This is a genomic window from Pseudomonas lalkuanensis, from assembly GCF_008807375.1.
Taxonomy (GTDB): Bacteria; Pseudomonadota; Gammaproteobacteria; order Pseudomonadales; family Pseudomonadaceae; genus Metapseudomonas; species Metapseudomonas lalkuanensis.
The window spans coordinates 5,651,588-5,676,950 of record NZ_CP043311.1 but is presented as its reverse complement, the minus strand read 5'-3'; the positions used below and the strand labels follow the sequence as shown (position 1 = coordinate 5,676,950).

Sequence of the window (25,363 nt, the reverse complement as noted above, 5' to 3'; positions counted from 1 at the left end):
CTGTCCCCTTTTTCCCTTTTTCCTCTTCCCGGGCGCTCCGGACTGCGATTGCGAGTCCCGGCGTGATTTCAGGGTAAGGGGTGAAGAAGCCGGGTCATTCCCAGCCTCCACCACCGGCACGGTGTCCGGCATAGGCGTCCACCAGATCGAGGAACGGGGACAGCAGAGGAAGTTCACAGTCAAGGTCGAGCCCCTGCGCGCGGAGGTCGCGCCTAACGCAAGTCAGTGACGGGGCCTGCCAACGTCCACAGAGCCGTCGCTTGAGGCGGCTCTGTTTGGCAGGGGCGCGATTCACCCCCGAACACCTCACGTTGATCGATCAATTGACGAACTTTTCACGGCTTCGCAGTCATATTCATCGCTTTGCGGCCAGATCGACTGGTCGGGGCTGAACCAGGCGGGTGTTTATGACGATCGGAGTGAAAGGCGCCGAGGATCGGCGATTCGACTGGGCCGGATTAGGCTGGCTCTTTCTCTTTTTCTGGTATTTCTCGGGTGTCACCCAGTTCCTCATCCAGGTAACCGGCACCAGCGGATTCAGCGGATTCCGCCAGGCGTTCCTGCTGAGCGGCCTGTGGCTGATCCCGGTACTGCTCTTCCCGGCGCGCACTCGAGCCATCGCTGCCGTCCTGGGGGCGCTGCTCTGGCTCGCCTCCTTGCCGGCCTTCGGTTACTTCCTGGTGTACAGCCAGGAGTTCTCCCAGAGCGTCATCTTCATCATGTTCGAATCGAACGTGGCGGAAGGCTCCGAGTACCTGACCCAGTACTTCGCCTGGTGGATGGTGCCGGCTTTCCTCGGCTATGCCCTGGGCGCCGTGCTGCTGTGGACTCGCCTGCGTCCGGTCCACCTGCCGCGCGGCAAGGCGATGCTCGCGAGCCTGGCGCTGCTGGCCGCGCTGGTGGGGTATCCGGCGGTGAAACAGGGCCTGGGCAACGAGACTTTCGAGGCGGCCCGCGACAGCTTCGAGAAACGCATGGAACCGGCCGTGCCCTGGCAGTTGCTGGTGGGCTACCGCCAGTACCGCCAGCAGTTGGCTGATATGCATGATCTTCTGGAAGGCAACGCCCGCATCGCGCCGCTGGCCAACTTCAAGGACGCCAACGCTGGCCTGCCGGCCACCCTGGTGCTGGTGATCGGCGAGTCCACCAACCGCCAGCGCATGAGCCTCTACGGCTACCCGCGCCAGACCACTCCGAACCTCGATCGTATCCGCGACCAGCTGGATGTCTTCGACAACGTCATCACCCCGCGCCCTTACACCATCGAGGCGCTGCAGCAGGTGCTGACCTTCGCCGACGAGCAGAACCCCAATCTCTACCTGACCAAGCCGTCGCTGCTGAACATGATGAAGCAGGCCGGCTACAAGACCTACTGGATCACCAACCAGCAGACCCTCACCAAGCGCAACACCATGCTCACCAACTTCTCCAAGCAGGCGGATGAGCAGTTCTACTTGAACAACAACCGCAACCAGAACGCGCGCCAGTACGACGACGATGTGCTGCCACCGTTCGAGAAGGTGCTGGCCGACCCGGCGCCGCGCAAGTTCATCGTGGTCCACCTGCTGGGCACCCACATGAGCTACCAGTATCGCTACCCGCCGGAGTACGACCGCTTCACCGACCGCCTGGGCGTGCCGGCCAACGTCACCGATGACCAGTTGCCCACCTACAACAGCTACGACAACGCGGTGCTGTTCAACGACCATGTGGTGTCGAGCCTGATCGAGAAGTTCTCCGGCAGCCGCGCCAACGGCTTCCTGCTCTATCTCTCCGACCATGGCGAAGCGGTGTTCGACCCGGAGCATCCCGACGTACTGGGGCGCAACGAGGCGGCGCCGACCGCGCCCATGTACACCATTCCCTTCATGCTCTGGCGTTCACCCCAGTGGCGCGCCGAGCACCCGCAGGAGCTGGGAGCCTGCCAGGACCGGCCCTACAGCAGTTCCAGCTTCATCCACACCTGGGCGGACCTGGCCGGGCTCAGCTTCGATGACTTCGACCCCAGCCGCAGCGTCGTCAACGCCGCCTTCCAGCCGCGCCCACTGCTGATCGGCGACCCCTACCAGCCCAAGGCGCTGATCGATTTCAGCCTGATCAAGCCCAAGACCAAGGCTTCCGACATGGAAGTGGTCAGTGGGGAACGTGAAGCCACTGGCAGAAAGGGGCCGCCGGGTTGACCGCCGGGGCGATTTTGTCTGTAGTTCGCCTTCGCCGAATTGCGGCATCAACGCCCCCCACTGCAAGGACACACCATGGCCGGAGCCAGCCTGCTGACCCTGATCGACGACATCGCGACCCTGCTCGATGACGTCTCGGTAATGACCAAAGTCGCCGCGAAAAAGACCGCAGGCGTGCTGGGCGATGACCTGGCGTTGAACGCCCAGCAGGTCAGCGGCGTTCGTGCCGAGCGCGAGCTGCCGGTGGTCTGGGCGGTGGCCAAGGGTTCGCTGGTGAACAAGGCGATCCTGGTGCCGGCAGCCCTGCTGATCAGCGCGCTCGCGCCCTGGGCGGTGATCCCGCTGCTGATGCTGGGCGGTGCTTTCCTCTGCTTCGAGGGCTTCGAGAAGCTGGCGCACAAGTGGCTGCACAGTCACGAAGAGGATGAGCAGGCCCACCAAGCGCTGGCAGAAGCCGTGGCCAACCCGGACGTGGATCTGGTGGCCATGGAGAAGGACAAGATCAAGGGCGCCATCCGTACTGACTTCATCCTCTCCGCCGAGATCATCGTCATCACCCTGGGCACCGTGTCCGATGCGGTGTTCGGCAAGCAGGTGGCGGTGCTCGTGGGCATCGCGCTGATCATGACCGTGGGCGTGTACGGGCTGGTGGCCGGCATCGTCAAGCTGGACGACCTCGGCTTCTATCTGGTGCGCCGGGCCAGTTCGACGGCCCGGGCCATCGGTCGCGGCATCCTCGCCGCTGCGCCCTGGATGATGAAGGGTCTTTCGGTGCTGGGCACCGCCGCCATGTTCCTGGTGGGCGGCAGCATCATCCTTCACGGCATTCCCGCCGCTCATCACCTGCTGGAGCCGATCTTGGCCGCTGCTGGCGGCCTCTCCTGGCTGGTGCAGATCCTGATCGACGGCGTGGCAGGCATCGTCTCCGGCGCGCTGGTGCTGGCCGGGGTGAGCCTGGTGCAGAAGGTGCTGGGCGCTGTCAGGGGCTGACTGATTGCTCCGGAACGCGCGGCGCCCCCTGCGGGTCGGTGAGACGTCGCTTTGAGGTCGATTGGGCTGCTGTGCGGCCCTTTGCGATTGAAAGTGCTCCCACAGGAGAAGCAACGGCTCGACGCTGCGCGGACTGCTCCCTCTGCCTCCGGGAGAGGGTCGGGGGGCGTCAGTCCTTGGGCTTGAAGGCGCAGTAGCCGGGGCGCGGGCCGATGCGCGGGTGGTTGCGGCAAGTTTCCGGGCGCTTGTCGTAGACGGTGCACAGCCGGCTCTTGCGGTCGAGGAAGTAGCAGTCGTTATTGCCCATGCGGGTGAGGGTGAAGATGCCCGACTTCTGGTTGAAGCGCTCTACCACGCCTTCCTTCATCAGCCTTTTCGCAATGTTCTTCGGCGGCTCGCCGCGCTCGAACTCGGCCACCAGTTCCAGGCGGATCAGGTCACTCAGACGCGTTTCGACCGGCATGGTGCAGCAGCTGGAAACGCATGCGTGGCACATGGTCTTTTCGTATTTGATCCAGGTGTCCGTCCGGTCGAGGTCGGCACCGACGATCATCATGGTCTTCATGGTCGGCGAGCAGGCTAGGGGAGAAGGGCGGGCATCATAGCGATGTCGGTGAAAAAGTGAACAGTTTCCCGTCGGGGAACATGAAATTTCCCTTTGTCCCTACGGATTTGTGCCGGTCTTGTGCTGAGCTGTAGGAATCTTCTGTGTCTGTGAGTCAGAGCTCAGGCGTCTCTATTGGGTCGATGCCGGATCTCTTGTAGCTTCTGGTTAATACCGGCCGCGAGGAATGCGGCCCACCTGCCCAACCATCCGAGTAATCGCTGCATGCAATGGATTTTCATGCTGATTGGCCTGGCCTTCGGGGCCGGGATTGATGAGAGCGTCACCGGTGCCCTGCTCGGCGGCCTGATGGGCCTGGGGCTGGGGCAGGCCATTCGCCTGCAATGGCTGGCGCGGGAGAACGCCGAGCTGCGCAAGTCGCTGGCCAGCTTCGCGGCCCGTTTCGACAAGGGCACCCAGGCCATCCATGAGCGCCTGCTCAAGGTGGAGCAGGGCGTCGCGCAGCCAGCCGAGGCGGGGCCTCCCGTCGCCGAACCGGATACGCCAGCGGCGCAGGCCGCGCCTGAACTGGTACCTGACGACAGCGATCTGGTCTGGGAACTGCCGGCCGATGTGCTGGCACAACCCACCGCCGCGGCTGAACCGGCCCCCGAGCCTGCCCCAGCCGCCGCTACAGCTGATGCCTGGGGCCAGGAAGCGCGACCCGAGACACCACGCCGCACGCCACCGATCCCCCCCAGGCCCCGCGAGCCCTCCCTGCTCGAACGGGGCTTCGCCGCCGCCCGCAACTGGCTGTTCGGTGGCAATACCGTGCTGCGCATCGGCGTCGTGCTGCTGTTCCTCGGCCTGGCCTTCCTGCTGCGTTACGCCACCGAAGGCATGGTGGTGCCGGTTGAGCTGCGGTACGCCGGGGTGGCGCTGGCCGCCATTGCGCTGCTGGGGCTCGGCTGGTGGCTGCGTCGGCGCAATCCCAGTTACGGCCTGATGCTCCAGGGCGCCGGGATCGCCGTGCTCTACCTGACGGTATTCGCGGCCATGCGCCTGCATCCGTTGCTCGACCCGAAGATGGCCTTCGGCCTGCTGGTGGCGGTGACCCTGTTTTCCGCGATCCTCGCGGTGGCGCAGGACGCCCTGGGCCTTGCGGCCGCAGCGGCGCTGGGCGGCTTTGCCGCGCCCATCCTCACCTCCAGCGGCAGCGGCGACCATGTGGCGCTGTTCAGCTACTTCGCGCTGCTCAATGCGGGCATCTTCGCCATCGCCTGGTTCAAGGCCTGGCGCCTGCTCAACCTGATCGGCTTCGTCGGCACCTTCGGCATCGGCTTCGCCTGGGGCCTGCGTTCCTATCGGCCGGAGCTCTTCGCCAGCACCGAGCCCTTCCTGGTGCTGTTTTTCCTGATGTACGTGGGCATCGGCCTGCTCTTCGCCCGGCGCAAGCTGGCCGAGGCGGCGGATGCGCCAGAGGAACGGGGCGAGCTGCTGCGCTGGTCGGCGCGCCAGGCGGACACGGTGGACGGCACCGTGCTGTTCGGTCCGCCGATCATCGGTTTCGGTCTGCAGGTGGCGCTGATCCGCCATATCGAGTTCGGCGCCGCCTTCAGCGCCCTCGCCCTCGGGCTGTTCTACATCGTCCTGGCGCGCATCCTGGCGGGCCGCACCGCCGGCCGCGCGTTGCTGCTGGTGGAAACCTGCCTGGCGCTGGGCGTGGTGTTCGGCAGCCTGGCGATTCCCCTGGGGCTGGACGCCCGCTGGACCTCCGCTGCCTGGGCGGTGGAAGGCGCCGGCATCTACTGGCTCGGCCTGCGCCAGGGCCGGCCTCTGGCGCGGGCATTCGCGTTGCTGCTGCAGTTCGGCGCGGCGGTGGCCTTCCTCGGTGGGCTGCGTGCGGGCAGCTACACGCTGCTGGATGGCTCACCCCTGGGCGCGCTGATGCTGGGTGCGGCGCTGCTGTTCGTGTTCTGGCAGCTGCGCCGGGCGCCTGCCGGGGCTGCCACGGAGCTGGAGCAGCGCAGCGCGCCGGTGTTCGCCTGTGCCGGGCTGGCCTTCCTCTACCTGATGGCACCGCTTTCCTTCGCAGCCGAAGGCACGTCCATCGCCTGGGCGCTGGCGGGGCTGGCGACGATTTTCGCCGGACTGCGTCTGCTCTCCCGCGCGTTCCTGTTCAGTGCCTTCGCCGTGCAATTGCTCGGTGGTGCGATCTTCCTGCTCGATCTGGATGGCTCCGGTCTGGGCAGCGGTGCCGTGCCGGGGTGGCGCGGGTTGCTGGTGGCTTCGCTCATCGGCCTGGCGCTGATTGCCGGAATGCTGCTGGCCGCCCGTCACCCGCTGGCACGTGCTGATGTGCGGCTGCTGCGGAGCCTGTCGCTGGTCCTGCTGGCGGGGCTGGCCTTCGTCAACCTGGCGGTGCTGTTCGTGCTGCCCTGGCGCACCGCTGGTGCGGTGTGGGCCGGAAGCGGTTTGCTGATCCTCTGGCTCAGCCTGTATTTGCAGCAGCGCGCAGCGTTCTGGTTCGGCCTGTTCCTGCAACTGCTGGCAGGCTTCAGCTTCCTCGCGGTGAGCCCTCTGTTGCTGGGCGAGTTGATTGGTGAAGGCCTGCGCCCGCTGGGCCATGCCGGTTTCTGGACGCCGGCGGTGCTGGCGCTGGCAGCCTTCATCGGTGCCTGGCGCCTGCAACGGGCGGCGCGAGCGGAGGCGGCCATGGGTGGGCTCAGCCTCGCGCACCTGGCGCAGCTGCTGCTGGCCTGGAGCGCCGGTTGGTGGGCCCTGGCCTGGCTGGCGGAGATCGGCCGCTTCGCAGCGCCCGAATTGCAGGTGCCGCTGGCTCTGCTGCTGGCGTCCGCCAGCGTCGCTTTCACCACCTGGCTGGCCGGCCGCGAACAATGGCGTGCCCTGGCGCTGCTGTGCCTGGTGCTGGCGCCGGCGGGCGTGGTGGCGCTGGCGGTGGCCTGGGAACCGCAGTACCACCCGGCGGCGAGCTTCGGCTGGGCCGGCTGGGGCGCGCTGTGCGGCGTGCACCTGCTGGCGCTGCGCAGGCTGGATGGGCTCCTGCCCGGCGGCGCGCGCAGCGCCTCCCATGTGCTGGGATGCTGGCTGCTGCTCGGCGTCCTGGCGCTGGAGCTCCGTTACCTGTTGATGCTGTTGTCCGAGCAGTACAACGCCTGGCGCTGGCTGGGCTGGGCGCTGCTGCCGAGCGCCTGGCTGTTGCTGGTGGCCTTGCGCCCACGCCTGCCCTGGCCGATGACGGCCTATCCACGGGAATACCGGCTGTGGGCCTCGCTTCCGCTGGCTTTGCTGATGCTGGCCTGGTTCTGGATCGCCAACGCCTGGAGCGATGGTGCCGCAGAGCCGCTGCCCTATCTGCCTCTGCTCAATCCGTTGGAGCTGGGCTTGCTGTTCGCGCTGCTGGGCGTCTACCTCTGGGTGCGCGACTGCCTGCCGCGGTTCGACCTGCCTGACGTGCCGGCCAGGCTGATCCAGGGCGTGGCGGGCGTGTCGCTGTTCGCCCTGGCCACGGCGGCGGTATTCCGTTGCGCGCATCACTGGGGCGGTGTGCCGTACCAACTGGAGGCGCAGCTGGATTCCATGCTGGTGCAGGCCGGTCTGTCCATTGTCTGGACCAGCATCGCCCTCGGCCTGATGGTCGTCGGCCATCTGCGCGCCTGGCGCCAGCTCTGGCTGGTGGGCGCGGTGCTGATCGCGCTGGTGGTGGCCAAGCTGTTCTTCGTCGAACTGGGCAACCGCGGTGGCCTGGAGCGCATCGTGTCTTTCATCGGCGTCGGCGTCCTGCTGCTGATCGTCGGCTACTTCGCACCCCTGCCGCCCAGGCGCGCGGAACCTGAACAGGAGCGGGTCAACGCATGATCGATTTGTCTTCCCTGGGCCGTCCCGGCCTGGCCTTGCTGGCTGGCCTGGGGCTGCTCTGCCAGCCGCTGCTCGCCGCCGAGCAGCCCGAGGATTTCACCACCCGCGTCGAACTGCGCGTGGAAGGCCAGGGGCCCTGGTATCGCATGGACATGCCCATGGCCCTGCACTTTGCCGCACGCCATGCCGACCTGCGCGACCTGCGGGTGTTCAACGCCGAGGGTGAGGCCCTGGCCTACGCCATGACCCGCAGCAGCGCCAGCGAACGTCGTGCCCGTCATGAACATTCCCTGCGCTGGTTCCCGCTGCATGGCTCCATCGAGGGCGCGGCGGGGTTGCCCAGTGTGCGGGTGGAACGCAGCACCACGGGGACGGTGGTGCAGGTTGTGCCGGAAAGCCCGGTTGCGGCTGGTGAGCAATTGCGCGGCTGGTTGCTGGACGCCAGTGGCGTGCAGGCGCCCCTGGAGAAGCTCAGCCTGGACTGGAACGGCGGTGGCGAAGGCTTCCAGCGATTCAGCATCGAGGCCAGCGATGATCTGCAGCATTGGGAGCCCTGGGGCGATGGCCAGGTGGCCCGGCTGTCCTTTGCCGATCAGCGCATCGATCAGCGCGAAGTGACCCTGCCGGGACGCCCGGCGCGCTATCTGCGCCTGCTCTGGCAGAGCCCGCGCCAGGCCCCGGAATTGACCGCCGTGAAGGTGGTGAGTGCCAGCCGCGAGAGCCTGCCGGCGTCGATGGCCTGGTCGGCACCGCTGGAGCCGGTCAGCAGCAAGGATGGCCAGTATGTCTGGGACCTGCCGCTGGGGCTGCCCATCGAGCGTTTGCGCATTGCCGTGGAGCGTCCCGGCAGCCTGTTGCCAATACAGGTGGAGGCGCGTCGCGATGGCGCGCCGCAATGGCAGCCGCTGGCGTCGGGCCTGCTCTACCGCCTGCCCCAGGACGGCAAGGACGTGGCCCAGGAGCAACTGGACCTGCCGGGCTGGATGGCGGTCAAGCAGCTGCGTCTGACGGTGGATCAGCGTGCCGGCGGCTTCGGCCAGCAGGTACCGCGCCTGGAGGTGGGCATGCATGTCACCCAGGTGGTGTTCCTCGCCCGTGGCAATCCGCCGTTCACCCTGGCGCTGGGCAATGCCGAAGCCAGCCGCACAGAACTGCCCCTGGCCACGCTGGTGCCGGGCTTCGACGCTTCCAGCCTGGAGAAGATGGGCCGCGCCGAGGCGGTGGTGATTCCGCCGCAGGTCGGCGAACACCCGGCGCAGCGGCAGACTGCCGGGCAGATCGTCTGGAAGCGCATCGGCCTCTGGGCGGTGCTGCTGTTGGGCGTCGGCCTGCTGGGCGTCATGGCGTTCAGCCTGCTGCGCAGGCCAGCCACGCGTTCCTGATGAGCGTCAAGGCTTGCAGGCGGAAGTGCTGGCATTTTGATGTATCTTTGTCCGGTCATTCCACGGGCCGCAGCAGACGGCCCACATTCAGGTCAGGACGGCCAGTGCCCAGCCTCGAGCAGTTCCATTCGCGCCCCGTTTCCTCGCTTGCCAAGCTTCCCGGAGCCCGGCGATGAACGCCTGCCTGGCCGGTGGCTGGAGCTTCAGCTGGCCTGTGGCGCTGACCCTTGCGGTCGGCATCGGGGTGATTCTCATGGCGCGCTGGGTCAGCCGCCAGCGCCACTTCCCCGGTCGCGAGAGCTTCATCGTCCTGCATGTCGGCATCTGCTGGTGGCTCGCCGCAGCGGGGCTGGAGCTTGCCGCACAAGGGCCGCAGTGCAAGGTGTTCTGGGCCAGCATGGCGTGGCCGGGAATCATTGGCGTGCCGACTTTCTGGGCGGTGTTCCTCTGGCAGTTCGTCAACAGCATCCGTGAACCCCTGACGCTGCGTGGCTTCCTGCTGCTGGGAATCGGCCCGCTGGTCGCCTCGGCCATGGCCCTGAGCAACCCCTGGCACCAGCTGTTCTACGGCCCCGGCACCCTGCCGGTGGACGGCAGCCCGGGCGCAGCGATCCGCTATGACCACGGCCCGCTGTTCAATGCCGTGGCCATCTACGTCTACGTCTTCATGATCTTCTGCCTGGCCGTGGTGACCCGCGCCGCCCTGGCCAGCCACGGCGTGCACCGGCGCCACTACCTGGCCTTCGTGCTGGTCACCTGCGTGCCCTGGAGCGCCAACCTGAGCTACGTGGTCTTTGGCTGGACCCTGTTCGGCTTCGACCCCACGCCATTCAGCTTCGCCTTCACCCTGGTGGCCTTCGCCTGCCTGATCCTCGGCGTGCGCCTGTTCGATCTGCTGCCGGTCGCACGCCACCTGCTGCTGGAGGAACTGCCCGACCCGGTGCTGGTGGTGGACCCGCAGCGCCGGGTGATCGACGCCAACCCCGCCGCCCTGGAGCTTGCCGGACAGTCTGCGGCCTGGCAGGGCACGACCCTGTCCAGATGGCCGGTCTACGGCGTGGAGCTGGACGCGATGCTGACGGCGGGGGAACGCGAGATGCTGTTGATCCCGGCCAGCTCATCGCGCTATTTCGAGGTGCGTTCCCGCGATATCGAGCGGGTGACCCGGAGCGGTACCTTCATCCTCGGACAGATGTTCTACCTGCGTGACATCACCGAGCGCCATTGCAGCGAACTCAAGCTGGCCGAGGCGCTGGCCACCAGCGAGGAGCGCCTGCGCACCATCACCCGCCTGCATGAACAGCTGCAGGAGCAGGCCCTGCGCGATCCACTGACCGGCCTCTATAACCGCCGTCACCTGGGTGAACTGTTCGCCCGCGAGCTGACCCGCTGCCAGCGCGAGCGCACACCCATTTCCCTGGCGCTGATCGACCTCGATCACTTCAAGCAGCTCAATGACCGTCACGGCCACCTGGTGGGTGACGACGTGCTGCGTGCCGTGGCCATCCACCTGACCGGCAACCTGCGTGGCAGCGATGCGGTGTTCCGCATCGGCGGCGAAGAATTCCTCCTGCTGCTGCCCGGCGCCGCTGGCGATGAGGCGTTCGCTCGCCTGCAGGCGCTATGCCAGGCGCTGGCCGGCCAGCCTCTGCCCACACGCGAGGGGCCGCTGTCGGTGACCCTTTCCGCCGGCCTGGCCGTCTGGCCGACCCAGGGGCAGACACTGGAGGAACTGATGCAGGTCGCAGACGCTGCGCTGTACGACGCCAAGCGCAACGGCCGGAACCAGGTGCGGCGATTGGCTGCTACAGGCGCCGACTGACGGCTGAACCAGTGGCCGACGCCAGCGTCAGATGAATTCGCAGCCCCTGACAGGCTGCCCTTACCGCTATTTCAGCGCCTTCCATCCCGCTGAGAGGCATTGCGATACGACTCGCGCTAAACTGCGCGCATTTTTCCACCCTCCGGAGCCATTTCATGTCCCGCGTTACCCTGAGTCGCTACCTGATCGAGCAGACCCGAAGCCATAACACTCCTGCCGATCTGCGCTTCCTCATCGAGGTCGTCGCGCGCGCCTGCAAGGAAATCAGCCATGCGGTGTCCAAGGGCGCGCTGGGCGGCGTGCTCGGCAGCATGGGCACCGAGAACGTGCAGGGCGAAGTGCAGAAGAAGCTGGACGTGATGTCCAACGAGATCCTGCTGGAGGCCAACGAGTGGGGCGGCCACCTGGCCGGCATGGCGTCCGAGGAAATGGACAACGCCTACCAGATCCCCGGCAAGTACCCCAAGGGTGCCTACCTGCTGGTATTCGACCCGCTGGACGGCTCCTCCAACATCGACGTCAACGTGTCGGTGGGCACCATCTTCTCGGTGTTGCGTTGCCCTGAGCAGTACCTCTCGCAGAACGACGCGCTCAACGAGCAGGCCTTCCTGCAGCCGGGCACCAGGCAGGTTGCCGCCGGTTACGCGATCTATGGTCCGCAGACCATGCTGCTGCTGACCCTGGGCGACGGCGTGAAGGGTTTCACCCTGGATCGCGAGCTGGGTTCCTTCGTGCTCACCCACGACAACATCCGCGTGCCGGAAACCACCGCCGAGTTCGCCATCAACATGTCCAACCAGCGTCACTGGGAAGCCCCGGTGAAGCGCTACGTCAGCGAGATGCTGGCCGGCAAGGAAGGCGCTCTGGGCAAGAACTACAACATGCGCTGGATCGCTTCCATGGTGGCCGACGTGCACCGCATCCTGACCCGCGGCGGCATCTTCATGTACCCCTGGGATGCCCGTGAGCCGGAGAAGCCCGGCAAGCTGCGCCTGATGTACGAAGCCAACCCGATGTCCTTCATCATCGAACAGGCCGGCGGCGCCTCCACCGATGGTCGTCAGCGCATCCTCGACATCCAGCCGAACTCTCTGCACCAGCGCGTGCCGGTCTTCCTCGGTTCCAAGGAAGAAGTCGCCCGCGTCACCGGTTACCACCTGGAGTAACCCATGCAGCCCTGGCAGCCGTTGCTCGACTGGTGGTTCGGACCTGAGGCCTCCGCCAGTCAGACCGCGGCGGCGCGCCACGGGCTGTGGTTCGGCAAGAAGGACCATCAGGATGCCGAAGCCCGCGAGTGCTTCGGTGGCCTGGTGGAGCAGGCCCTGGACGGCGGCCTCGCCGACTGGGCCGAACAGCCGGATGGCTGGCTGGCGCTGGTCGTGCTGCTGGACCAGCTGCCCCGCATGATCTTCCGCAACGACCCGCGAGGCTTCGCCGGCGATGCCCGCGCCCAGGCGCTCGTGGCCGAGGGCCTGGCTCGTGGCCTGGAACGGCATCTCAGCCCGATTCGCCAGGTGTTCATCTACCTGGTGCTGGAGCACGCCGAAGACCTGGCCAGCCAGGAGCGCGCACTGTATCGCTACCGCCTGCTGCTGGACGGCGCCGACGCCGCCGAGCGGTCGCTGTTCGAGAACTTCCTCGATTTCTCCGAGCGCCACCGGGTGGTCATCGCCCGCTTCGGTCGTTTTCCCCATCGCAACGCCGTTCTCGGTCGCCCTTCCAGCGACGAAGAAAGCGTTTTTCTGCGGGAACCCGGTTCGCGCTTCTAGAATCGAATGGAACAATCTTGCGACCCGCCCCCTCTGGCGGGTCGTATTCCATCCGCCAAGGAGTGCTTCATGTCGCTGCGTACCCTCGCCCTCTTGTCCTGCTGCCTGGTGCTGGCCGCCTGCAACAAGCTCAACCAGGAGAACTATTCCAAGCTCAAGTCCGGCATGACCAAGGCCGAGGTGGAGCAACTGCTCGGCAGCCCGACCGAGTGCTCCGGCGCCGTCGGCTTCACCAGCTGCACCTGGGGCGACGAGAAGACCTTCGTCAGCGTGCAGTACGCCGGCGAGAAGGTGTTGATGTTCTCCGGAAAGGGGCTCAAGTGAGGCGCGTAGCCGCGCTGTTGGCGGCCCTGGTGCTGGCCGGCTGCGCCAGCCATGGCGAGGGCCCGGTTCCGCCACGCACGGTGGAGGCGGTGGACCTCGCACGCTACCAGGGCACCTGGTACGAACTGGCGCGGTTGCCGATGTTCTTCCAGCGCGGCTGCGCCCAGTCCGAAGCCCATTACAACCTGCGGGACGACGGCAGCCTGGGCGTGCTGAACCGCTGCCGCACGCTGGATGGGAACTGGAAAGAAGCACACGGCAATGCCGTGCCCCAGGTTGACGGGCGCACCGACAAGCTCTGGGTGCGCTTCGACAACTGGTTTTCCCGGCTCCTGCCGGGCATCGCCAAAGGCGAGTACTGGGTGCTCTACGTGGACGACGACTATCGCACCGCCGTAGTGGGCAATCCGGATCGCAAGTATCTCTGGCTGCTGTCACGCACGCCGGTGGTCTCGGAGCGCACCCGCGAGCGGCTTATGGAAGTGGCGGAAGGGCAGGGCTATGACACGGACCTGCTGATCTGGCGCACGCCGGACAGCGCCCTCAACGATTCGGCGCAGCATCCGTAGGTTGGTGCCAAGCGCAGCACGGCCCAACATCTGCCTACCGGCAAATGTTGGGCTCCAGTGGCTCAGCCTCAACCTGTGGAAGTCGGAGTCCGGCGTTAGCGCAGGGCTTCCCGCAGCACCCCGGCAAACGCCTTCGCGGTCTCCGCTTCGGCCTCGTGCCGGCCATCGCGCACCACCCACGTGCCTGCCACCATCACATCGCGCACCTGGTGGTCGCCGCCGGCGAACAGCCAGCGGTTGAGCAGCGCGTCGCCCTCGGCAGTGGCGAGGTAGGGGTCATGGCCGTCCAGCACCAGCCAGTCCGCGCGCTTGCCTTCGGCGAGGGCGCCGACGGGCTGTCCAAGGGCCTGGGCGCCACCGGTCAGGGCAGCATCGAACAGGGTTCGGCCGACCTGCGGCTGATCGGCGCGATAGAGGCGGTTGCGACGCTGGTCGCGCAGGCGCTGGCCATATTCCAGCCAGCGCAATTCTTCCACCACGCTCACCGAGACGTGGCTGTCCGAACCTATGCCAAGGCGGCCGCCCCGGGCGAGGAAGTCCACCGCCGGGAAGATGCCGTCACCGAGGTTGGCTTCGGTGGTCAGGCAGAGACCGGCGACCGCGCCGCTGGTGGCCATGGCAGCGACTTCATCGGCCTCGGCGTGGGTGGCATGGACCAGGCACCAGCGTTCGTCCACCGGTGCGTGCTCGTAGAGCCATTGCAGGGGACGACGGCCGCTCCAGGCGAGGCAATCGTCCACCTCCTTCTGCTGTTCGGCGATGTGGATGTGGATGGGGCGGGCGCCCTGTTCCGCAGCCAGCACCGCATTCAGTTGCTCGGGGGTGACGGCGCGCAGCGAGTGGAAGCACAGGCCCAGTTGCTGGTTCGACCGGCGGGCGATTTCTCCGCGCAGGCGTTCCTGCAGTGCCAGGTAGCTGTCGGTGCTGTGGATGAAGCGCCGCTGCCCGTCATTGGGCGCCTGGCCGCCGAAGCCGGAATGGCTGTAGAGCACCGGTAGCAGGGTCAGGCCGATGCCGGCATCGTGGGCGGCCTGGCTGACTCGCAGGGAGAGTTCGGCCGGGTCGGCGTAGCGGCGGCCATCGGCATCGTGATGCACGTAGTGGAACTCGGCGACGCTGGTGTAGCCGGCCTTGAGCATCTCGATATAGAGCTGCCGGGCGATGATCTCCACCTGCTCCGGATCGAGCCGGCCAACCAGCCGGTACATCAGGTCGCGCCAGGTCCAGAAGCTGTCGTTGGGGTTGCCCGCCACTTCGGCAAGTCCGGCCATGGCGCGCTGGAAGGCGTGGGAGTGCAGGTTGGGCATGCCCGCCAGCACCGGCCCCTGGAGGCGTTCGGCGCCTTCTCCGCTGGCATCGGGCAGCACCTTTTCGATCAGGCCGTCGGAAGAAACTTCGAAGCGGACGTTGCGAGCCCAGCCTTGCGGCAGCAGGGCGCGTTCTGCGAAGAAAGCGGACATGATGAGGCACCGGGGGTGGGTTGTTTTATTTGTATATACATATACAGACGTTTGAGGGTAACGTAAACTCACGTCAGTCGCGCACTTGTCTGGAATTGTCGAATCCGGTACATGCCGGAGGCGGGCAGCCGGTTCGGGGCTACGCCTGTTTGCCATCCAGGGTCCTGCTTCATCGCCGACAAGGAGATTCCCGTGCCCAGTTCGCCCAATGCACCGTCTTCGCTGGCCGCCCAGATAGGGGAGGCCCCCGCGCCCCTTTATGCGCGCGTCAAACAGATGATCAGCCAGCAGATCCAGAGCGGTGCCTGGCCGCCGCACTATCGCGTGCCGTCCGAGAGCGAACTGGTCAACGAGCTGGGCTTCAGCCGCATGACCATCAACCGCGCCCTGCGCGAGCTGACCGCCGAAGGCCTGCTGGTGCGCATGCAGGGCGTGGGCACCTTCGTCGCCGAGCCCAAGGGCCAGTCGGCACTGTTCGAAGTGCACAACATCGCCGAAGAGATCGCCGCACGCGGCCATCGCCACCATTGCGTGGTGGTCAGCCTGGTGGACGAGGTGGCCGGCCCCGAGCGCGCCCTGGCACTGGACATGCGCGAAGGCCAGCGGGTGTTCCACTCGCGCATCGTGCATTTCGAGAACGATGTGCCGGTGCAGATCGAGGACCGCTACGTGAACCCCTCGGCCGCCCCGGACTACCTGAAGCAGGACTTCACCCGCCAGACGCCCTACGCCTACCTGTCCAGCGTGGCGCCGTTGACCGAGGGTGAGCATGTGGTCGAGGCCATCCTGGCCGACGCCGATGAATGCAAGCTACTGCAGATCGAGCGGGGCGAGCCCTGCCTGCTGATTCGCCGGCGCACCTGGTCCGGGCGCAATACCGTGACCAGCGCTCGCCTGCTCTACCCCGGTTCCCGCTACCGCCTCGAAGGACGTTTCGGTTCATGACCCAATCCCGCCTGCTGCGCGCCGCTGAGTACCCCCGTATGCCGTGGAAGAACGGCGCCGGTTCCACCCAGGAAATCGCTCGCGACGCAGGCGACGGTCTCGACGGCTTCGGCTGGCGCCTGTCCATCGCCGATGTCGGCGAGTCCGGCGGTTTCTCTGCCTTCACCGGCTACCAGCGGGTGATCACCGTCCTGGAAGGCGCCGGCATGCGCCTGGACGTGGATGGCCGGCGTTCCCGCGATCTCACCAGCCTGGACGCCTTCGCCTTCGATGGTGGCAGCGCGGTGCAGTGCGAGCTGATCGACGGGCCGATCCGCGATTTCAACCTCATCTACTCGCCCAAGCGCTACGCCGCTCGCCTGCAATGGCTACGGGTCGCGGGCGAGGCCGAATTCTTCTCGTCCGCCAGCACCCTGTTGTTGTTCGCTGCCGAAGGCGGAGTGAGCCTTGCCCACGAAGGCCAGGTGTCAGCCGTTCTGGGTCGGCACGACTGCCTGCACCTGGAGAGCGCCGGCGCCCTGGCCGGGGTGAAGCTGAGCGGCGCCGGCGCGGTCTGCCTGATCGAGCTGACGCCGCGCTGATTCCCAAGCCGGCTCCAACCTTGTAGGGGCGAATGAATTCGTCCCTACAGTAGTAGCCTCTCCTCCGCTCCGTAATCGGGCACATTGGCGCCACAGGGTCTACACCTAACCCTGTCGCCCGCCACGCCTACCGGAGCCACCCATGCCCCGCCACAGCGTTCTCGTTGCCATTGTCCTGTCCCTGGTCCTGCCTGCCTCGCTGGAGGCCGAAGCCGCCGAATGTCCCTATCCCAAGCCGGTGATGCTGGCTGGCCTGAACTGGGAAAGCGGCATGTTCACCACCGAAGTGCTGCGGGTGCTGCTGGAGAAAGGGTACGGCTGCAAGACCGACGTTCTGCCCGGCAACACCCTGACCATGGAAAACGCGCTGCGGCAGAACGATATCCAGGTGATCGCCGAGCAGTGGGCCGGGCGCAGTGAGCTGTGGCGCAAGGCCGAAGCGGCCGGTGAAGTCTTCGCCGTCGGCGAGCCGGTGAAGGGCGCCACCGAAGGCTGGTGGGTGCCGGAATACCTGGTGAAAGGGGATGGCGCTCCCGCCGCCGGACTGCGCTCGGTCAGCGACCTGCCGCACTTCAAGGCGCTGTTCAAGGACCCTGAGTCACCCGGCAAGGGCCGCTTCTACAACTGCCCCACCGGCTGGACCTGCGAAGGGGTCAACAGTCAGAAGCTAAAGGCCTATGGCCTGGAAGACAGCTACGTGAACTTCCGCACCGGCACCGGACCGGCGCTGGATGCGGCCATCAGCTCGGCGATTCGCCAGCAGCAGCCGATCCTCTTCTACTACTGGTCGCCCACTCCACTGATGGGGCGTTACAAGCTGGTGCAGCTGGAGGAGCCGCCCTTCGACCAGAAGGCCTGGGAAACCCTGATCGACCCCAGCAACCCGAAGCCCGTCGGCACCCGATCGTTGCCGGCGAAGATTTCCATCGGCGTGTCCCGTGATCTGCGTGAGAAGGCGCCGGCCCTGGTGCAGGCGTTTTCGAAGGTGGAAATCCCGCTGCCTCTGTTCAACGGCATCCTCGCGCGGATGTCCGAGGAGCACACCGATGCAGGTCCCGTGGCGGATGCCTTCTTCCGTGAGCACCGGGAAATCTGGTCGGCCTGGGTGCCTGCGGATGTCGCCCAACGCGTAGACGCCTCCTTGAAGTGACTGTTACCTAAGGCCCCAATCTGGGGCCTGAGTGCTTCGAAATCGGGCATTTTTCATTCTGGTAACAGATTGCGGCGTCGGCTCCGCTGGCACCGCATGGCTTCCCGATTCTCTCCACCCCCCGTTGCTGAAGGCTTTTCCGTGGATTCACCTCCGCGGCAAAGGAGTTGGCCCTTTGCTTGCTTATGCTTGTATGTACAAGTAGAGATGTGTTCAGACATTCAGCCCGACCTCAATCGCCAACGGAGAAAAGAGATGCCCGAAGAGCTATCGCCAACCTTAGCCTCCTCCCGCGGACCTGCATTGGCCCGGTTGCTGGGCTATAGCCTGATCGGGCTGGTCCTGTTCTTCGTGCCGTTCGAGATCGCCGGCCGTTCGACCATCCTGCTGGACCACGCCGCCACGGCGCTGCAGACGCATGCGCGACCCCTGGTGATCGGTCTTGCGCTGCTGTTCATGCTGTTTGGCGCGATCGAGCCCTGGTACAGCGGCAGTTGGCGCAACGGCACGACCCGGCTCGTGTTCAGCGTGTTGAAGGTGATTGGCCTACTGATCGGCGTGGCCTACCTGTTCCAGTTCGGTCCGGCAGCCATATATCAGCCTGGGATGCTGCCCTTCCTGTTCGACAAGCTGGTGCTCAGCCTGGCCCTGATCGTGCCATTGGGCGCGCTGTCGCTGGTGTTCCTGATCGGTTTCGGCCTGCTGGAGCTGATCGGAGTGCTGATGCAGCCGGTGATGCGGCCGATCTGGCGCACGCCGGGCAAGTCGGCGATCGATGCCGTCGCCTCCTTCGTTGGCAGCTACTCCGTCGGCCTGCTGATCACAGACCGCATGTATCAGCAGGGCCACTACAACGTACGTGAGGCGGCCATCATCGCCACCGGCTTCTCCACGGTTTCGGCCCCGTTCATGGTGATCATCGCCAAGACCCTGGGCCTGATGGACCAGTGGAACCTGTATTTCTGGGGCGCCATGGCCGTGACCTTCGCCGTGACTGCCGTCAGTGCGCGCATCTATCCGCTTTCCCGCTTGCCGTCCGAGCCCATTCCCGAGCCGCAGCTGCAGCCTGGTGTGGGCCGCCTGCGCAGTGCCTGGCAGGCCGGCATGGAGCAGGCGAGCGTCGCGCCGCCCCTTGTGGTCTCGCTGCGGGAAACCTTCGTCGATGGCTTGCGCATGACCGCCGCGATCCTGCCGAGCATCCTTGCCGTCGGCCTGCTGGGCCTGCTGGCAGCCAAATACACCCCGTTGTTCGACGCCGTCGGTGTCCTGCTCTACCCGGTCACCTGGCTGTTCGGCCTGAACGAGCCGATGGAAGTGGCCCGCGCGATTTCTGCCGGCCTGGCCGAAATGTTCCTGCCCGCCATGCTGCTGAAAGATGCCGACGTCGTGGTCAAGTTCGTCGCCGCCATCGTTTCGGTCAGCAGCGTGCTGTTCCTCTCTGCTTCGATTCCCTGCGTGCTCGCCACGCGGATTCCGCTGAGCCTGCGCGACCTGCTGGTGGTCTGGCTGCAGCGCACCATTCTCAGCCTGGTGTTCAGCATCCCGCTGGCTTACCTGGCGCAATTCATGGGGTGGCTCTGATCGCCGCCCCCGCTACTACCCTTTAATGAGGAGTCTGCCATGACCAAATTCCGTGACACCGAAATCCGCGCCCCGCGTGGCAACAAGCTGAACGCCAAGAGCTGGCTGACCGAAGCGCCGCTGCGCATGCTGATGAACAACCTCGACCCCGAGGTGGCGGAGAACCCGAAGGAACTGGTGGTTTACGGCGGCATCGGTCGCGCGGCGCGCAACTGGGAGTGCTACGACAAGATCGTCGAGACCCTGAAGGAACTGAACGAAGACGAAACCCTGCTGGTGCAGTCCGGCAAGCCGGTCGGCGTCTTCAAGACCCACGCCAACGCCCCGCGCGTGCTGATCGCCAACTCCAACCTGGTGCCGCATTGGGCGACCTGGGAACATTTCAACGAACTGGACGCCAAGGGCCTGGCCATGTACGGCCAGATGACCGCCGGCAGCTGGATCTACATCGGCAGCCAGGGCATCGTCCAGGGCACCTATGAAACCTTCGTCGAGGCGGGCCGCCAGCACTACAACGGCAACCTGACCGGTCGCTGGGTACTCACCGCCGGCCTCGGCGGCATGGGCGGCGCCCAGCCCCTGGCCGCCACCCTGGCCGGCGCCTGCTCGCTGAACATCGAATGCCAGCAGACCAGCATCGACTTCCGCCTGCGCAGCCGCTACGTCGACGAACAGGCCACCGACCTGGACGACGCCCTGGCGCGCATCGCCAAGTACACCAGCGAGGGTAAGGCGATCTCCATCGCGCTGCTGGGCAACGCCGCTGAAATCCTGCCGGAGCTGGTGCGCCGTGGCGTACGTCCGGACATGGTCACCGACCAGACCAGCGCCCACGACCCGTTGAACGGTTACCTGCCGATCGGCTGGACCTGGGAACAGTACCGCGACCGCGCGCAGACCGAGCCGGCTGCAGTGGTCAAGGCCGCCAAGCAGTCCATGGCCGTGCACGTGAAGGCCATGCTGGACTTCCAGAAGCAGGGCGTCCCGACCTTCGACTACGGCAACAACATCCGCCAGATGGCCAAGGAAGAAGGCGTGGCCAACGCCTTCGACTTCCCCGGCTTCGTTCCGGCCTACATCCGCCCGCTGTTCTGCCGCGGCATCGGTCCGTTCCGCTGGGCCGCCCTCTCGGGTGATCCGCAGGACATCTACAAGACCGACGCCAAGGTCAAGGAACTGATCCCGGACGACGCCCACCTGCACCGCTGGCTGGACATGGCTCGCGAGCGCATCAGCTTCCAGGGCCTGCCGGCACGTATCTGCTGGGTCGGCCTGGGCCTGCGCGCCAAGCTCGGCCTGGCCTTCAACGAAATGGTCCGCAGCGGAGAGCTGTCCGCGCCCATCGTCATCGGCCGCGACCACCTGGACTCCGGCTCGGTATCCAGCCCGAACCGCGAAACCGAAGCCATGCAGGACGGGTCCGACGCCGTTTCCGACTGGCCGCTGCTCAACGCCCTGCTGAACACCGCCAGCGGTGCCACCTGGGTGTCGCTGCACCACGGCGGCGGTGTGGGCATGGGCTTCTCCCAGCACTCGGGCATGGTGATCGTCTGCGACGGCACCGACGAAGCCGCCGCGCGCATCGCCCGCGTGCTGACCAACGACCCTGGCACCGGCGTGATGCGTCATGCCGATGCCGGTTACCAGATCGCCATAGACTGCGCGCGTGAGCAGGGCCTGAACCTGCCGATGATTGGCAAAGGAGTCTGAGTGTGAATTCGCTGAACCTGAAACCCGGAACCCTGACCCTGGCGCAGCTGCGCCAGGTCTTCCACGCCCCCGTGCGCGTGGCCCTGGATGCCAGCGCCGGCGCGGCCATCGACGCCAGCGTCGCCTGCGTCGAGAGCATCGTCGCCGAGGGCCGCACCGCCTACGGCATCAACACCGGATTCGGCCTCCTGGCCTCGACCCGCATCGCCCCGGCCGACCTGGAAAAGCTGCAGCGTTCGCTGGTGCTGTCCCACGCCGCCGGTGTGGGCGAGGCGCTGGACGACGCCATGGTCCGCCTGATCATGCTGCTCAAGGTGAACAGCCTGGCCCGCGGCTTCTCCGGCATTCGCCGCAAGGTGATCGACGCCCTGGTGGCGCTGATCAATGCCGAGGTCTATCCGCACATTCCGCTGAAGGGTTCGGTGGGCGCTTCCGGCGACCTGGCGCCCCTGGCGCATATGTCCCTGCTGCTGCTCGGCGAAAGCAAGGCCCGTCACAAGGGTGAGTGGCTGCCGGCCACCGAGGCCCTGGCCGTTGCTGGCCTGGAGCCGCTGACCCTGGCCGCCAAGGAGGGCCTGGCCCTGCTCAACGGCACCCAGGTTTCCACTGCCTACGCCCTGCGCGGCCTGTTCGAGGCCGAGGACCTTTTCGCCGGCGCCACTGTCTGCGGCGCCCTCAGCGTCGAAGCCATGCTCGGCTCGCGCGCGCCCTTCGATGCGCGCATCCACGCCGCCCGTGGCCAGCGCGGCCAGATCGACGCAGCCGCAGCCTATCGTGACCTGCTCACCGCCAGCAGCGAGATCGCCCTGTCCCACGAGAAGTGCGACAAGGTCCAGGACCCGTACTCCCTGCGCTGCCAACCGCAGGTCATGGGCGCCTGCCTGACCCAGTTGCGCCAGGCCGCCGAAGTGCTGGAGATCGAATCCAACGCGGTCTCCGACAACCCGCTGGTATTCGCCGAAGAAGGTGACGTGATCTCCGGCGGCAACTTCCACGCCGAGCCGGTGGCCATGGCCGCCGACAACATCGCCCTGGCCATCGCCGAGATCGGTTCGCTGTCCGAGCGCCGCATCTCGCTGATGATGGACATGCACATGTCCCAACTGCCGCCTTTCCTGGTGGAAAACGGCGGGGTCAACTCCGGCTTCATGATCGCCCAGGTCACCGCCGCCGCCCTGGCCAGCGACAACAAGGCCCTGGCCCATCCGGCCAGCGTCGACAGCCTGCCCACTTCCGCCAACCAGGAAGACCACGTGTCCATGGCGCCGAACGCCGGCAAGCGTCTCTGGGCCATGGCGGAAAACGTGCGCGGCATCCTCGCCATCGAATGGCTGGGCGCCTGCCAGGGCCTGGACTTCCGTACCGGCCTGAAGAGCTCGCCGAAGCTGGAAGAAGCCCGCGGCCTGCTGCGCGCCAAGGTCTCCTACTACCAGGAGGATCGCTTCTTTGCCCCGGATATCGAAACGGCAAGCGACCTGCTGGCCAGCGGCTGCCTGAACGCGCTGGTCCCGGCAAGGCTGCTGCCGAGCCTGTGAACCTGAAGTAGGGAGCGGGAGGGCGGGGTGCGAGCGTCCCGTCCAGGTCGGGAAGACCGCAACTGCGTGAGGTACCCGGGACGATCACGAGTCCTTCCGGTCGTCAGAACAACAATTGCCAGTCACTGGCACCGGAAGCCGGCACAACCGGCTTCTGTCGATGAACGAACTGCCTTAACCCCTTACCAAGTTTCAGGAGCGTCGGAACATGCAATTCAAGAAGCGAGTGTTGAGCCTCATGTGTGCGGCGGGTCTGCTGGCCGGAGCGGCTTCCGCCCAGGCGGCGGGCTGGTGCGAATCCGGCAAGCCGGTGAAGTTCGCCGGACTCAACTGGGAAAGCGGCATGCTGCTCACCGACGTGCTGCAACTGGTGCTGAAGAACGGTTACGGCTGCGAGACCGACAGCCTGCCGGGCAACTCCATCACCATGGAGCAGGCCCTGGGCAACAACGACATCCAGATCTTTGCCGAGGAATGGATAGGCCGCAGCGACGCCTGGAACAAGGCCGCCGCCGCCGGCAAGGTGGTGGGCGTGGGCGCACCGATCGTCGGCGCCACCGAAGGCTGGTACGTGCCGCGCTACGTGATCGAGGGCGATGCCAAGCGTGGTATCGAGGCCAAGGCGCCGCAGCTCAAGGCGATCGCTGACCTCGGCCAGTACGCCGAGCTGTTCCGTGACCCGGAAGAACCGGGCAAGGGGCGCTTCTACAACTGCCCGGCCGGCTGGACCTGCGAGCTGGACAACTCCGAAATGCTGAAGAGCTACGGCCTGGAAGAGAAGTTCACCAACTTCCGCCCCGGCACCGGCCCGGCCCTGGATGCGGCCGTGTTGTCGAGCTATCGCCGTGGCGAGCCTATCCTTTTCTATTACTGGTCGCCGACGCCGCTGATGGGCCAGGCGGAACTGGTCAAGCTGGAGGAGAAGCCCGGCGTGGACAAGAGCGTGACCATCCAGGTCGGCCTGTCCAAGACCTTCCATGACGAGGCCCCGGAGCTGGTGGCCGTGCTGGAGAAGGTCAATCTGCCGATCGACCTGCTCAACCAGAACCTGGCGAAGATGGCCAAGGAAAAGATGGATTCGGCCGACCTGGCCAAGGTCTTCCTCAAGGAGCATCCGGAAGTGTGGCGCGCCTGGGTCAGCGAAGACGCGGCGAAGAAGATCGAAGCCGCCCTCTGAGGCCGGGGACTTTCCCCATTCCTGGCCCCTCCTCCGCGGGGAGGAGAGGGCCCACCATCTGACCGGAGCGAGCCATGTTCCCTGAACGCTTCACTTTCTCCATCGCCGATTGGGTCAACAGCTGGGTCGACAGCCTGGTGACCAACTACGGCGACGTGTTCCGTCACATTTCCGACACCCTGCTCTACGCCATCGTCTACCTCGAAGGCCTGCTGCGCGCCACGCCCTGGTGGCTGGTGCTGATCGTGGTCGCCGGGATTGCCTGGCATGCCACCCGGCGCATCCTGCCGACGGTGGTGATCACCGGCCTCTTGTTCCTGGTGGGCGCCGTCGGCCTGTGGGACAAGCTGATGCAGACCGTCGCGCTGATGCTGGTGGCCACCTTCATCTCGGTGCTGATCGGCATTCCGCTGGGCATTCTCGCGGCCCGCAGCGACCGCCTGCGCGCAGTGCTGATGCCTCTGCTGGACATCATGCAGACCATGCCCAGCTTCGTGTACCTGATCCCGGTGCTGATGCTCTTCGGCCTGGGCAAGGTGCCGGCCATCTTCGCCACCGTGATCTATGCCGCGCCGCCGCTGATCCGTCTGACCGACCTCGGCATCCGCCAGGTTGACGGAGAGGTGATGGAAGCCATCAACGCCTTCGGCGCCAATCGCTGGCAGCAGCTGTTCGGCGTGCAGTTGCCGCTGGCCCTGCCGAGCATCATGGCCGGTATCAACCAGACCACCATGATGGCCCTGTCGATGGTGGTGATCGCCTCCATGATCGGCGCCCGTGGCCTTGGCGAAGACGTCCTGGTGGGCATCCAGACCCTCAACGTCGGCAAGGGCCTCGAAGCGGGCCTGGCCATCGTCATCCTGGCCGTGGTCTTCGACCGCATCACCCAGGCGTACGGCCGTTCGCGGCACGCAGCCAGCAAATGAGTGGCGAGAACATGAGCAAGATCGTCGTCAAGAACGTATTCAAGATCTTCGGCCAACGCGCTGATGAAGCCCTGGCAATGATCCAGCAAGGCAAGAGCAAGGCCGACGTACTGGCCAACACCGGCTGCGTGGTCGGGGTCAACGACCTGTCGCTGTCCATCGGCGCTGGCGAGATCTTCGTGATCATGGGCCTGTCCGGTTCCGGCAAATCCACCCTGGTGCGCCACTTCAACCGCCTGATCGACCCCACCAGCGGACAGATCCTGGTGGATGGCGAGGACATCCTGCGCTACGACATGGAACAACTGCGTGAATTCCGCCGCAGGAAGATCAGCATGGTGTTCCAGAGCTTCGGCCTGCTGCCGCACAAGACGGTGATCGACAACGTCGCCTACGGCCTCAAGGTGCGCGGCGAGGACAAGGCCCATTGCCTGGAGCGCGCCCAGCACTGGATCAACACCGTGGGCCTGAAGGGTTACGAGAAGTCCTACCCGCACCAGCTTTCCGGCGGCATGCGCCAGCGCGTCGGCCTGGCCCGGGCACTGGCCGCGGACACCGACATCATCCTCATGGACGAAGCCTTCAGCGCCCTCGACCCGCTGATCCGTGCCGACATGCAGGAACAGCTGCTGGAGCTGCAGAAGACCCTGCAGAAGACCATCGTGTTCATCACCCATGACCTCGACGAGGCCGTACGCATCGGCAACCGCATCGCCATCCTCAAGGACGGCCAGCTGATCCAGGTGGGGACGCCGAAGGAGATACTCCACCAGCCGGCGGACGACTACGTCGACCGCTTCGTGCAGCGCCGCGTGGCCAATCTGTAAGGGACAGCCGAG

At 66.1% G+C, this 25,363-nt stretch carries 20 protein-coding genes; 18 read left to right on the top strand and 2 right to left on the bottom strand.

Annotated elements, in window-relative coordinates; translation table 11 throughout:
* Positions 1–407: 407 nt before the first annotated feature.
* Positions 408–2,180 (top strand): phosphoethanolamine transferase CptA, encoded by a 1,773-nt coding sequence (cptA, locus tag FXN65_RS26120; protein ID WP_151137942.1) that lies wholly within the window; start codon positions 408–410, stop codon positions 2,178–2,180.
* Positions 2,181–2,255: 75 nt separating this feature from the next.
* Positions 2,256–3,170: a DUF808 domain-containing protein gene (locus FXN65_RS26115; RefSeq protein ID WP_151137939.1), complete on the top strand. Its 915-nt coding sequence runs from the start codon at positions 2,256–2,258 to the stop codon at positions 3,168–3,170.
* A gap of 169 nt (positions 3,171–3,339) precedes the next feature.
* Here the strand turns inward: FXN65_RS26115 and FXN65_RS26110 are convergent, their stop codons facing one another.
* On the bottom strand, positions 3,340–3,735 hold the full coding sequence (locus tag FXN65_RS26110) for a YkgJ family cysteine cluster protein (RefSeq protein WP_151137937.1): 396 nt from the start codon (positions 3,733–3,735) through the stop codon (positions 3,340–3,342).
* Between the two features lie 264 nt (positions 3,736–3,999).
* Between FXN65_RS26110 and FXN65_RS26105 the strand changes: the two genes are divergently transcribed.
* The 7 genes from FXN65_RS26105 to FXN65_RS26075 all read left to right on the top strand — a co-directional run bounded on the left by FXN65_RS26105 (position 4,000) and on the right by FXN65_RS26075 (position 13,459).
* Entirely contained in the window at positions 4,000–7,593 is a 3,594-nt protein-coding gene (locus FXN65_RS26105) for a DUF2339 domain-containing protein (RefSeq protein WP_151137934.1), read from the top strand.
* Positions 7,590–8,975 (top strand): DUF3999 domain-containing protein, encoded by a 1,386-nt coding sequence (locus FXN65_RS26100; RefSeq protein WP_151137932.1) that lies wholly within the window; start codon positions 7,590–7,592, stop codon positions 8,973–8,975. The genes FXN65_RS26105 and FXN65_RS26100 overlap by 4 nt, the downstream gene beginning before the upstream one ends.
* A gap of 172 nt (positions 8,976–9,147) precedes the next feature.
* Positions 9,148–10,797 (top strand): histidine kinase N-terminal 7TM domain-containing diguanylate cyclase, encoded by a 1,650-nt coding sequence (locus FXN65_RS26095; RefSeq protein ID WP_151137929.1) that lies wholly within the window; start codon positions 9,148–9,150, stop codon positions 10,795–10,797.
* 155 nt (positions 10,798–10,952) lie between these two features.
* Positions 10,953–11,963 (top strand): class 1 fructose-bisphosphatase, encoded by a 1,011-nt coding sequence (locus tag FXN65_RS26090; RefSeq protein ID WP_151137926.1) that lies wholly within the window; start codon positions 10,953–10,955, stop codon positions 11,961–11,963.
* Between the two features lie 3 nt (positions 11,964–11,966).
* The gene (locus FXN65_RS26085; protein ID WP_151137923.1) at positions 11,967–12,566 is read left to right on the top strand and encodes a DUF924 family protein; all 600 of its coding nucleotides are present in this window, start codon (positions 11,967–11,969) and stop codon (positions 12,564–12,566) included.
* Between the two features lie 69 nt (positions 12,567–12,635).
* On the top strand, positions 12,636–12,890 hold the full coding sequence (gene bamE / locus FXN65_RS26080; RefSeq protein ID WP_151137921.1) for an outer membrane protein assembly factor BamE domain-containing protein: 255 nt from the start codon (positions 12,636–12,638) through the stop codon (positions 12,888–12,890).
* A complete protein-coding gene (locus tag FXN65_RS26075; protein ID WP_151137918.1) occupies positions 12,887–13,459 on the top strand; it encodes a lipocalin family protein in 573 nt (190 codons plus the stop codon). The genes bamE and FXN65_RS26075 overlap by 4 nt, the downstream gene beginning before the upstream one ends.
* Before the next feature lie 95 nt (positions 13,460–13,554).
* Here the strand turns inward: FXN65_RS26075 and FXN65_RS26070 are convergent, their stop codons facing one another.
* Positions 13,555–14,919: a formimidoylglutamate deiminase gene (locus tag FXN65_RS26070; RefSeq protein ID WP_151137916.1), complete on the bottom strand. Its 1,365-nt coding sequence runs from the start codon at positions 14,917–14,919 to the stop codon at positions 13,555–13,557.
* Between the two features lie 276 nt (positions 14,920–15,195).
* Between FXN65_RS26070 and hutC the strand changes: the two genes are divergently transcribed.
* From hutC to FXN65_RS26025, 9 genes are all read left to right on the top strand, one after another.
* Positions 15,196–15,864 carry a histidine utilization repressor gene (gene hutC / locus FXN65_RS26065; RefSeq protein WP_394351307.1) on the top strand — a complete coding sequence of 223 codons (669 nt, stop codon included), beginning with the start codon at positions 15,196–15,198 and terminating at the stop codon, positions 15,862–15,864.
* Complete coding sequence (locus FXN65_RS26060; RefSeq protein WP_151137911.1) at positions 15,861–16,445, top strand: HutD/Ves family protein; 585 nt, start codon at positions 15,861–15,863, stop codon at positions 16,443–16,445. The genes hutC and FXN65_RS26060 overlap by 4 nt, the downstream gene beginning before the upstream one ends.
* A 142-nt stretch (positions 16,446–16,587) precedes the next feature.
* Positions 16,588–17,595, top strand: coding sequence for an ABC transporter substrate-binding protein (locus tag FXN65_RS26055; protein ID WP_151137909.1), 1,008 nt, complete (start codon positions 16,588–16,590; stop codon positions 17,593–17,595).
* Positions 17,596–17,850: 255 nt separating this feature from the next.
* Positions 17,851–19,176 (top strand): YjiH family protein, encoded by a 1,326-nt coding sequence (locus FXN65_RS26050; RefSeq protein ID WP_151137906.1) that lies wholly within the window; start codon positions 17,851–17,853, stop codon positions 19,174–19,176.
* A gap of 39 nt (positions 19,177–19,215) precedes the next feature.
* Positions 19,216–20,886 carry a urocanate hydratase gene (hutU, locus tag FXN65_RS26045; protein WP_151137904.1) on the top strand — a complete coding sequence of 557 codons (1,671 nt, stop codon included), beginning with the start codon at positions 19,216–19,218 and terminating at the stop codon, positions 20,884–20,886.
* Complete coding sequence (gene hutH, locus FXN65_RS26040; protein ID WP_244620779.1) at positions 20,883–22,421, top strand: histidine ammonia-lyase; 1,539 nt, start codon at positions 20,883–20,885, stop codon at positions 22,419–22,421. Before hutU ends, hutH begins: the two co-directional genes overlap by 4 nt.
* Positions 22,422–22,629: 208 nt before the next feature.
* Positions 22,630–23,598 (top strand): ABC transporter substrate-binding protein, encoded by a 969-nt coding sequence (locus tag FXN65_RS26035; protein WP_151137899.1) that lies wholly within the window; start codon positions 22,630–22,632, stop codon positions 23,596–23,598.
* Between the two features lie 74 nt (positions 23,599–23,672).
* The gene (locus tag FXN65_RS26030; RefSeq protein ID WP_151137897.1) at positions 23,673–24,524 is read left to right on the top strand and encodes an ABC transporter permease; all 852 of its coding nucleotides are present in this window, start codon (positions 23,673–23,675) and stop codon (positions 24,522–24,524) included.
* The gene (locus FXN65_RS26025; RefSeq protein ID WP_151137894.1) at positions 24,521–25,351 is read left to right on the top strand and encodes a quaternary amine ABC transporter ATP-binding protein; all 831 of its coding nucleotides are present in this window, start codon (positions 24,521–24,523) and stop codon (positions 25,349–25,351) included. The genes FXN65_RS26030 and FXN65_RS26025 overlap by 4 nt, the downstream gene beginning before the upstream one ends.
* Positions 25,352–25,363: the final 12 nt, after the last annotated feature.

Excerpts from the sequence above, each read along its gene's own strand:
- FXN65_RS26030 (WP_151137897.1), top strand. The coding sequence starts at position 23,673 with ATGTTCCCTGAACGCTTCACTTTCTCCATCGCCGATTGGGTCAACAGC.
- hutU (WP_151137904.1), top strand. The coding sequence starts at position 19,216 with ATGACCAAATTCCGTGACACCGAAATCCGCGCCCCGCGTGGCAACAAG.
- FXN65_RS26090 (WP_151137926.1), top strand. The coding sequence starts at position 10,953 with ATGTCCCGCGTTACCCTGAGTCGCTACCTGATCGAGCAGACCCGAAGC.
- FXN65_RS26115 (WP_151137939.1), top strand. The coding sequence starts at position 2,256 with ATGGCCGGAGCCAGCCTGCTGACCCTGATCGACGACATCGCGACCCTG.
- FXN65_RS26025 (WP_151137894.1), top strand. The coding sequence starts at position 24,521 with ATGAGTGGCGAGAACATGAGCAAGATCGTCGTCAAGAACGTATTCAAG.
- cptA (WP_151137942.1), top strand. The coding sequence starts at position 408 with ATGACGATCGGAGTGAAAGGCGCCGAGGATCGGCGATTCGACTGGGCC.
- FXN65_RS26110 (WP_151137937.1), bottom strand. The coding sequence starts at position 3,735 with ATGAAGACCATGATGATCGTCGGTGCCGACCTCGACCGGACGGACACC.
- FXN65_RS26105 (WP_151137934.1), top strand. The coding sequence starts at position 4,000 with ATGCAATGGATTTTCATGCTGATTGGCCTGGCCTTCGGGGCCGGGATT.
- FXN65_RS26050 (WP_151137906.1), top strand. The coding sequence starts at position 17,851 with ATGCCCGAAGAGCTATCGCCAACCTTAGCCTCCTCCCGCGGACCTGCA.
- bamE (WP_151137921.1), top strand. The coding sequence starts at position 12,636 with ATGTCGCTGCGTACCCTCGCCCTCTTGTCCTGCTGCCTGGTGCTGGCC.
- FXN65_RS26095 (WP_151137929.1), top strand. The coding sequence starts at position 9,148 with ATGAACGCCTGCCTGGCCGGTGGCTGGAGCTTCAGCTGGCCTGTGGCG.
- FXN65_RS26060 (WP_151137911.1), top strand. The coding sequence starts at position 15,861 with ATGACCCAATCCCGCCTGCTGCGCGCCGCTGAGTACCCCCGTATGCCG.
- hutC (WP_394351307.1), top strand. The coding sequence starts at position 15,196 with ATGATCAGCCAGCAGATCCAGAGCGGTGCCTGGCCGCCGCACTATCGC.
- FXN65_RS26055 (WP_151137909.1), top strand. The coding sequence starts at position 16,588 with ATGCCCCGCCACAGCGTTCTCGTTGCCATTGTCCTGTCCCTGGTCCTG.
- FXN65_RS26100 (WP_151137932.1), top strand. The coding sequence starts at position 7,590 with ATGATCGATTTGTCTTCCCTGGGCCGTCCCGGCCTGGCCTTGCTGGCT.
- FXN65_RS26070 (WP_151137916.1), bottom strand. The coding sequence starts at position 14,919 with ATGTCCGCTTTCTTCGCAGAACGCGCCCTGCTGCCGCAAGGCTGGGCT.
- FXN65_RS26035 (WP_151137899.1), top strand. The coding sequence starts at position 22,630 with ATGCAATTCAAGAAGCGAGTGTTGAGCCTCATGTGTGCGGCGGGTCTG.
- FXN65_RS26085 (WP_151137923.1), top strand. The coding sequence starts at position 11,967 with ATGCAGCCCTGGCAGCCGTTGCTCGACTGGTGGTTCGGACCTGAGGCC.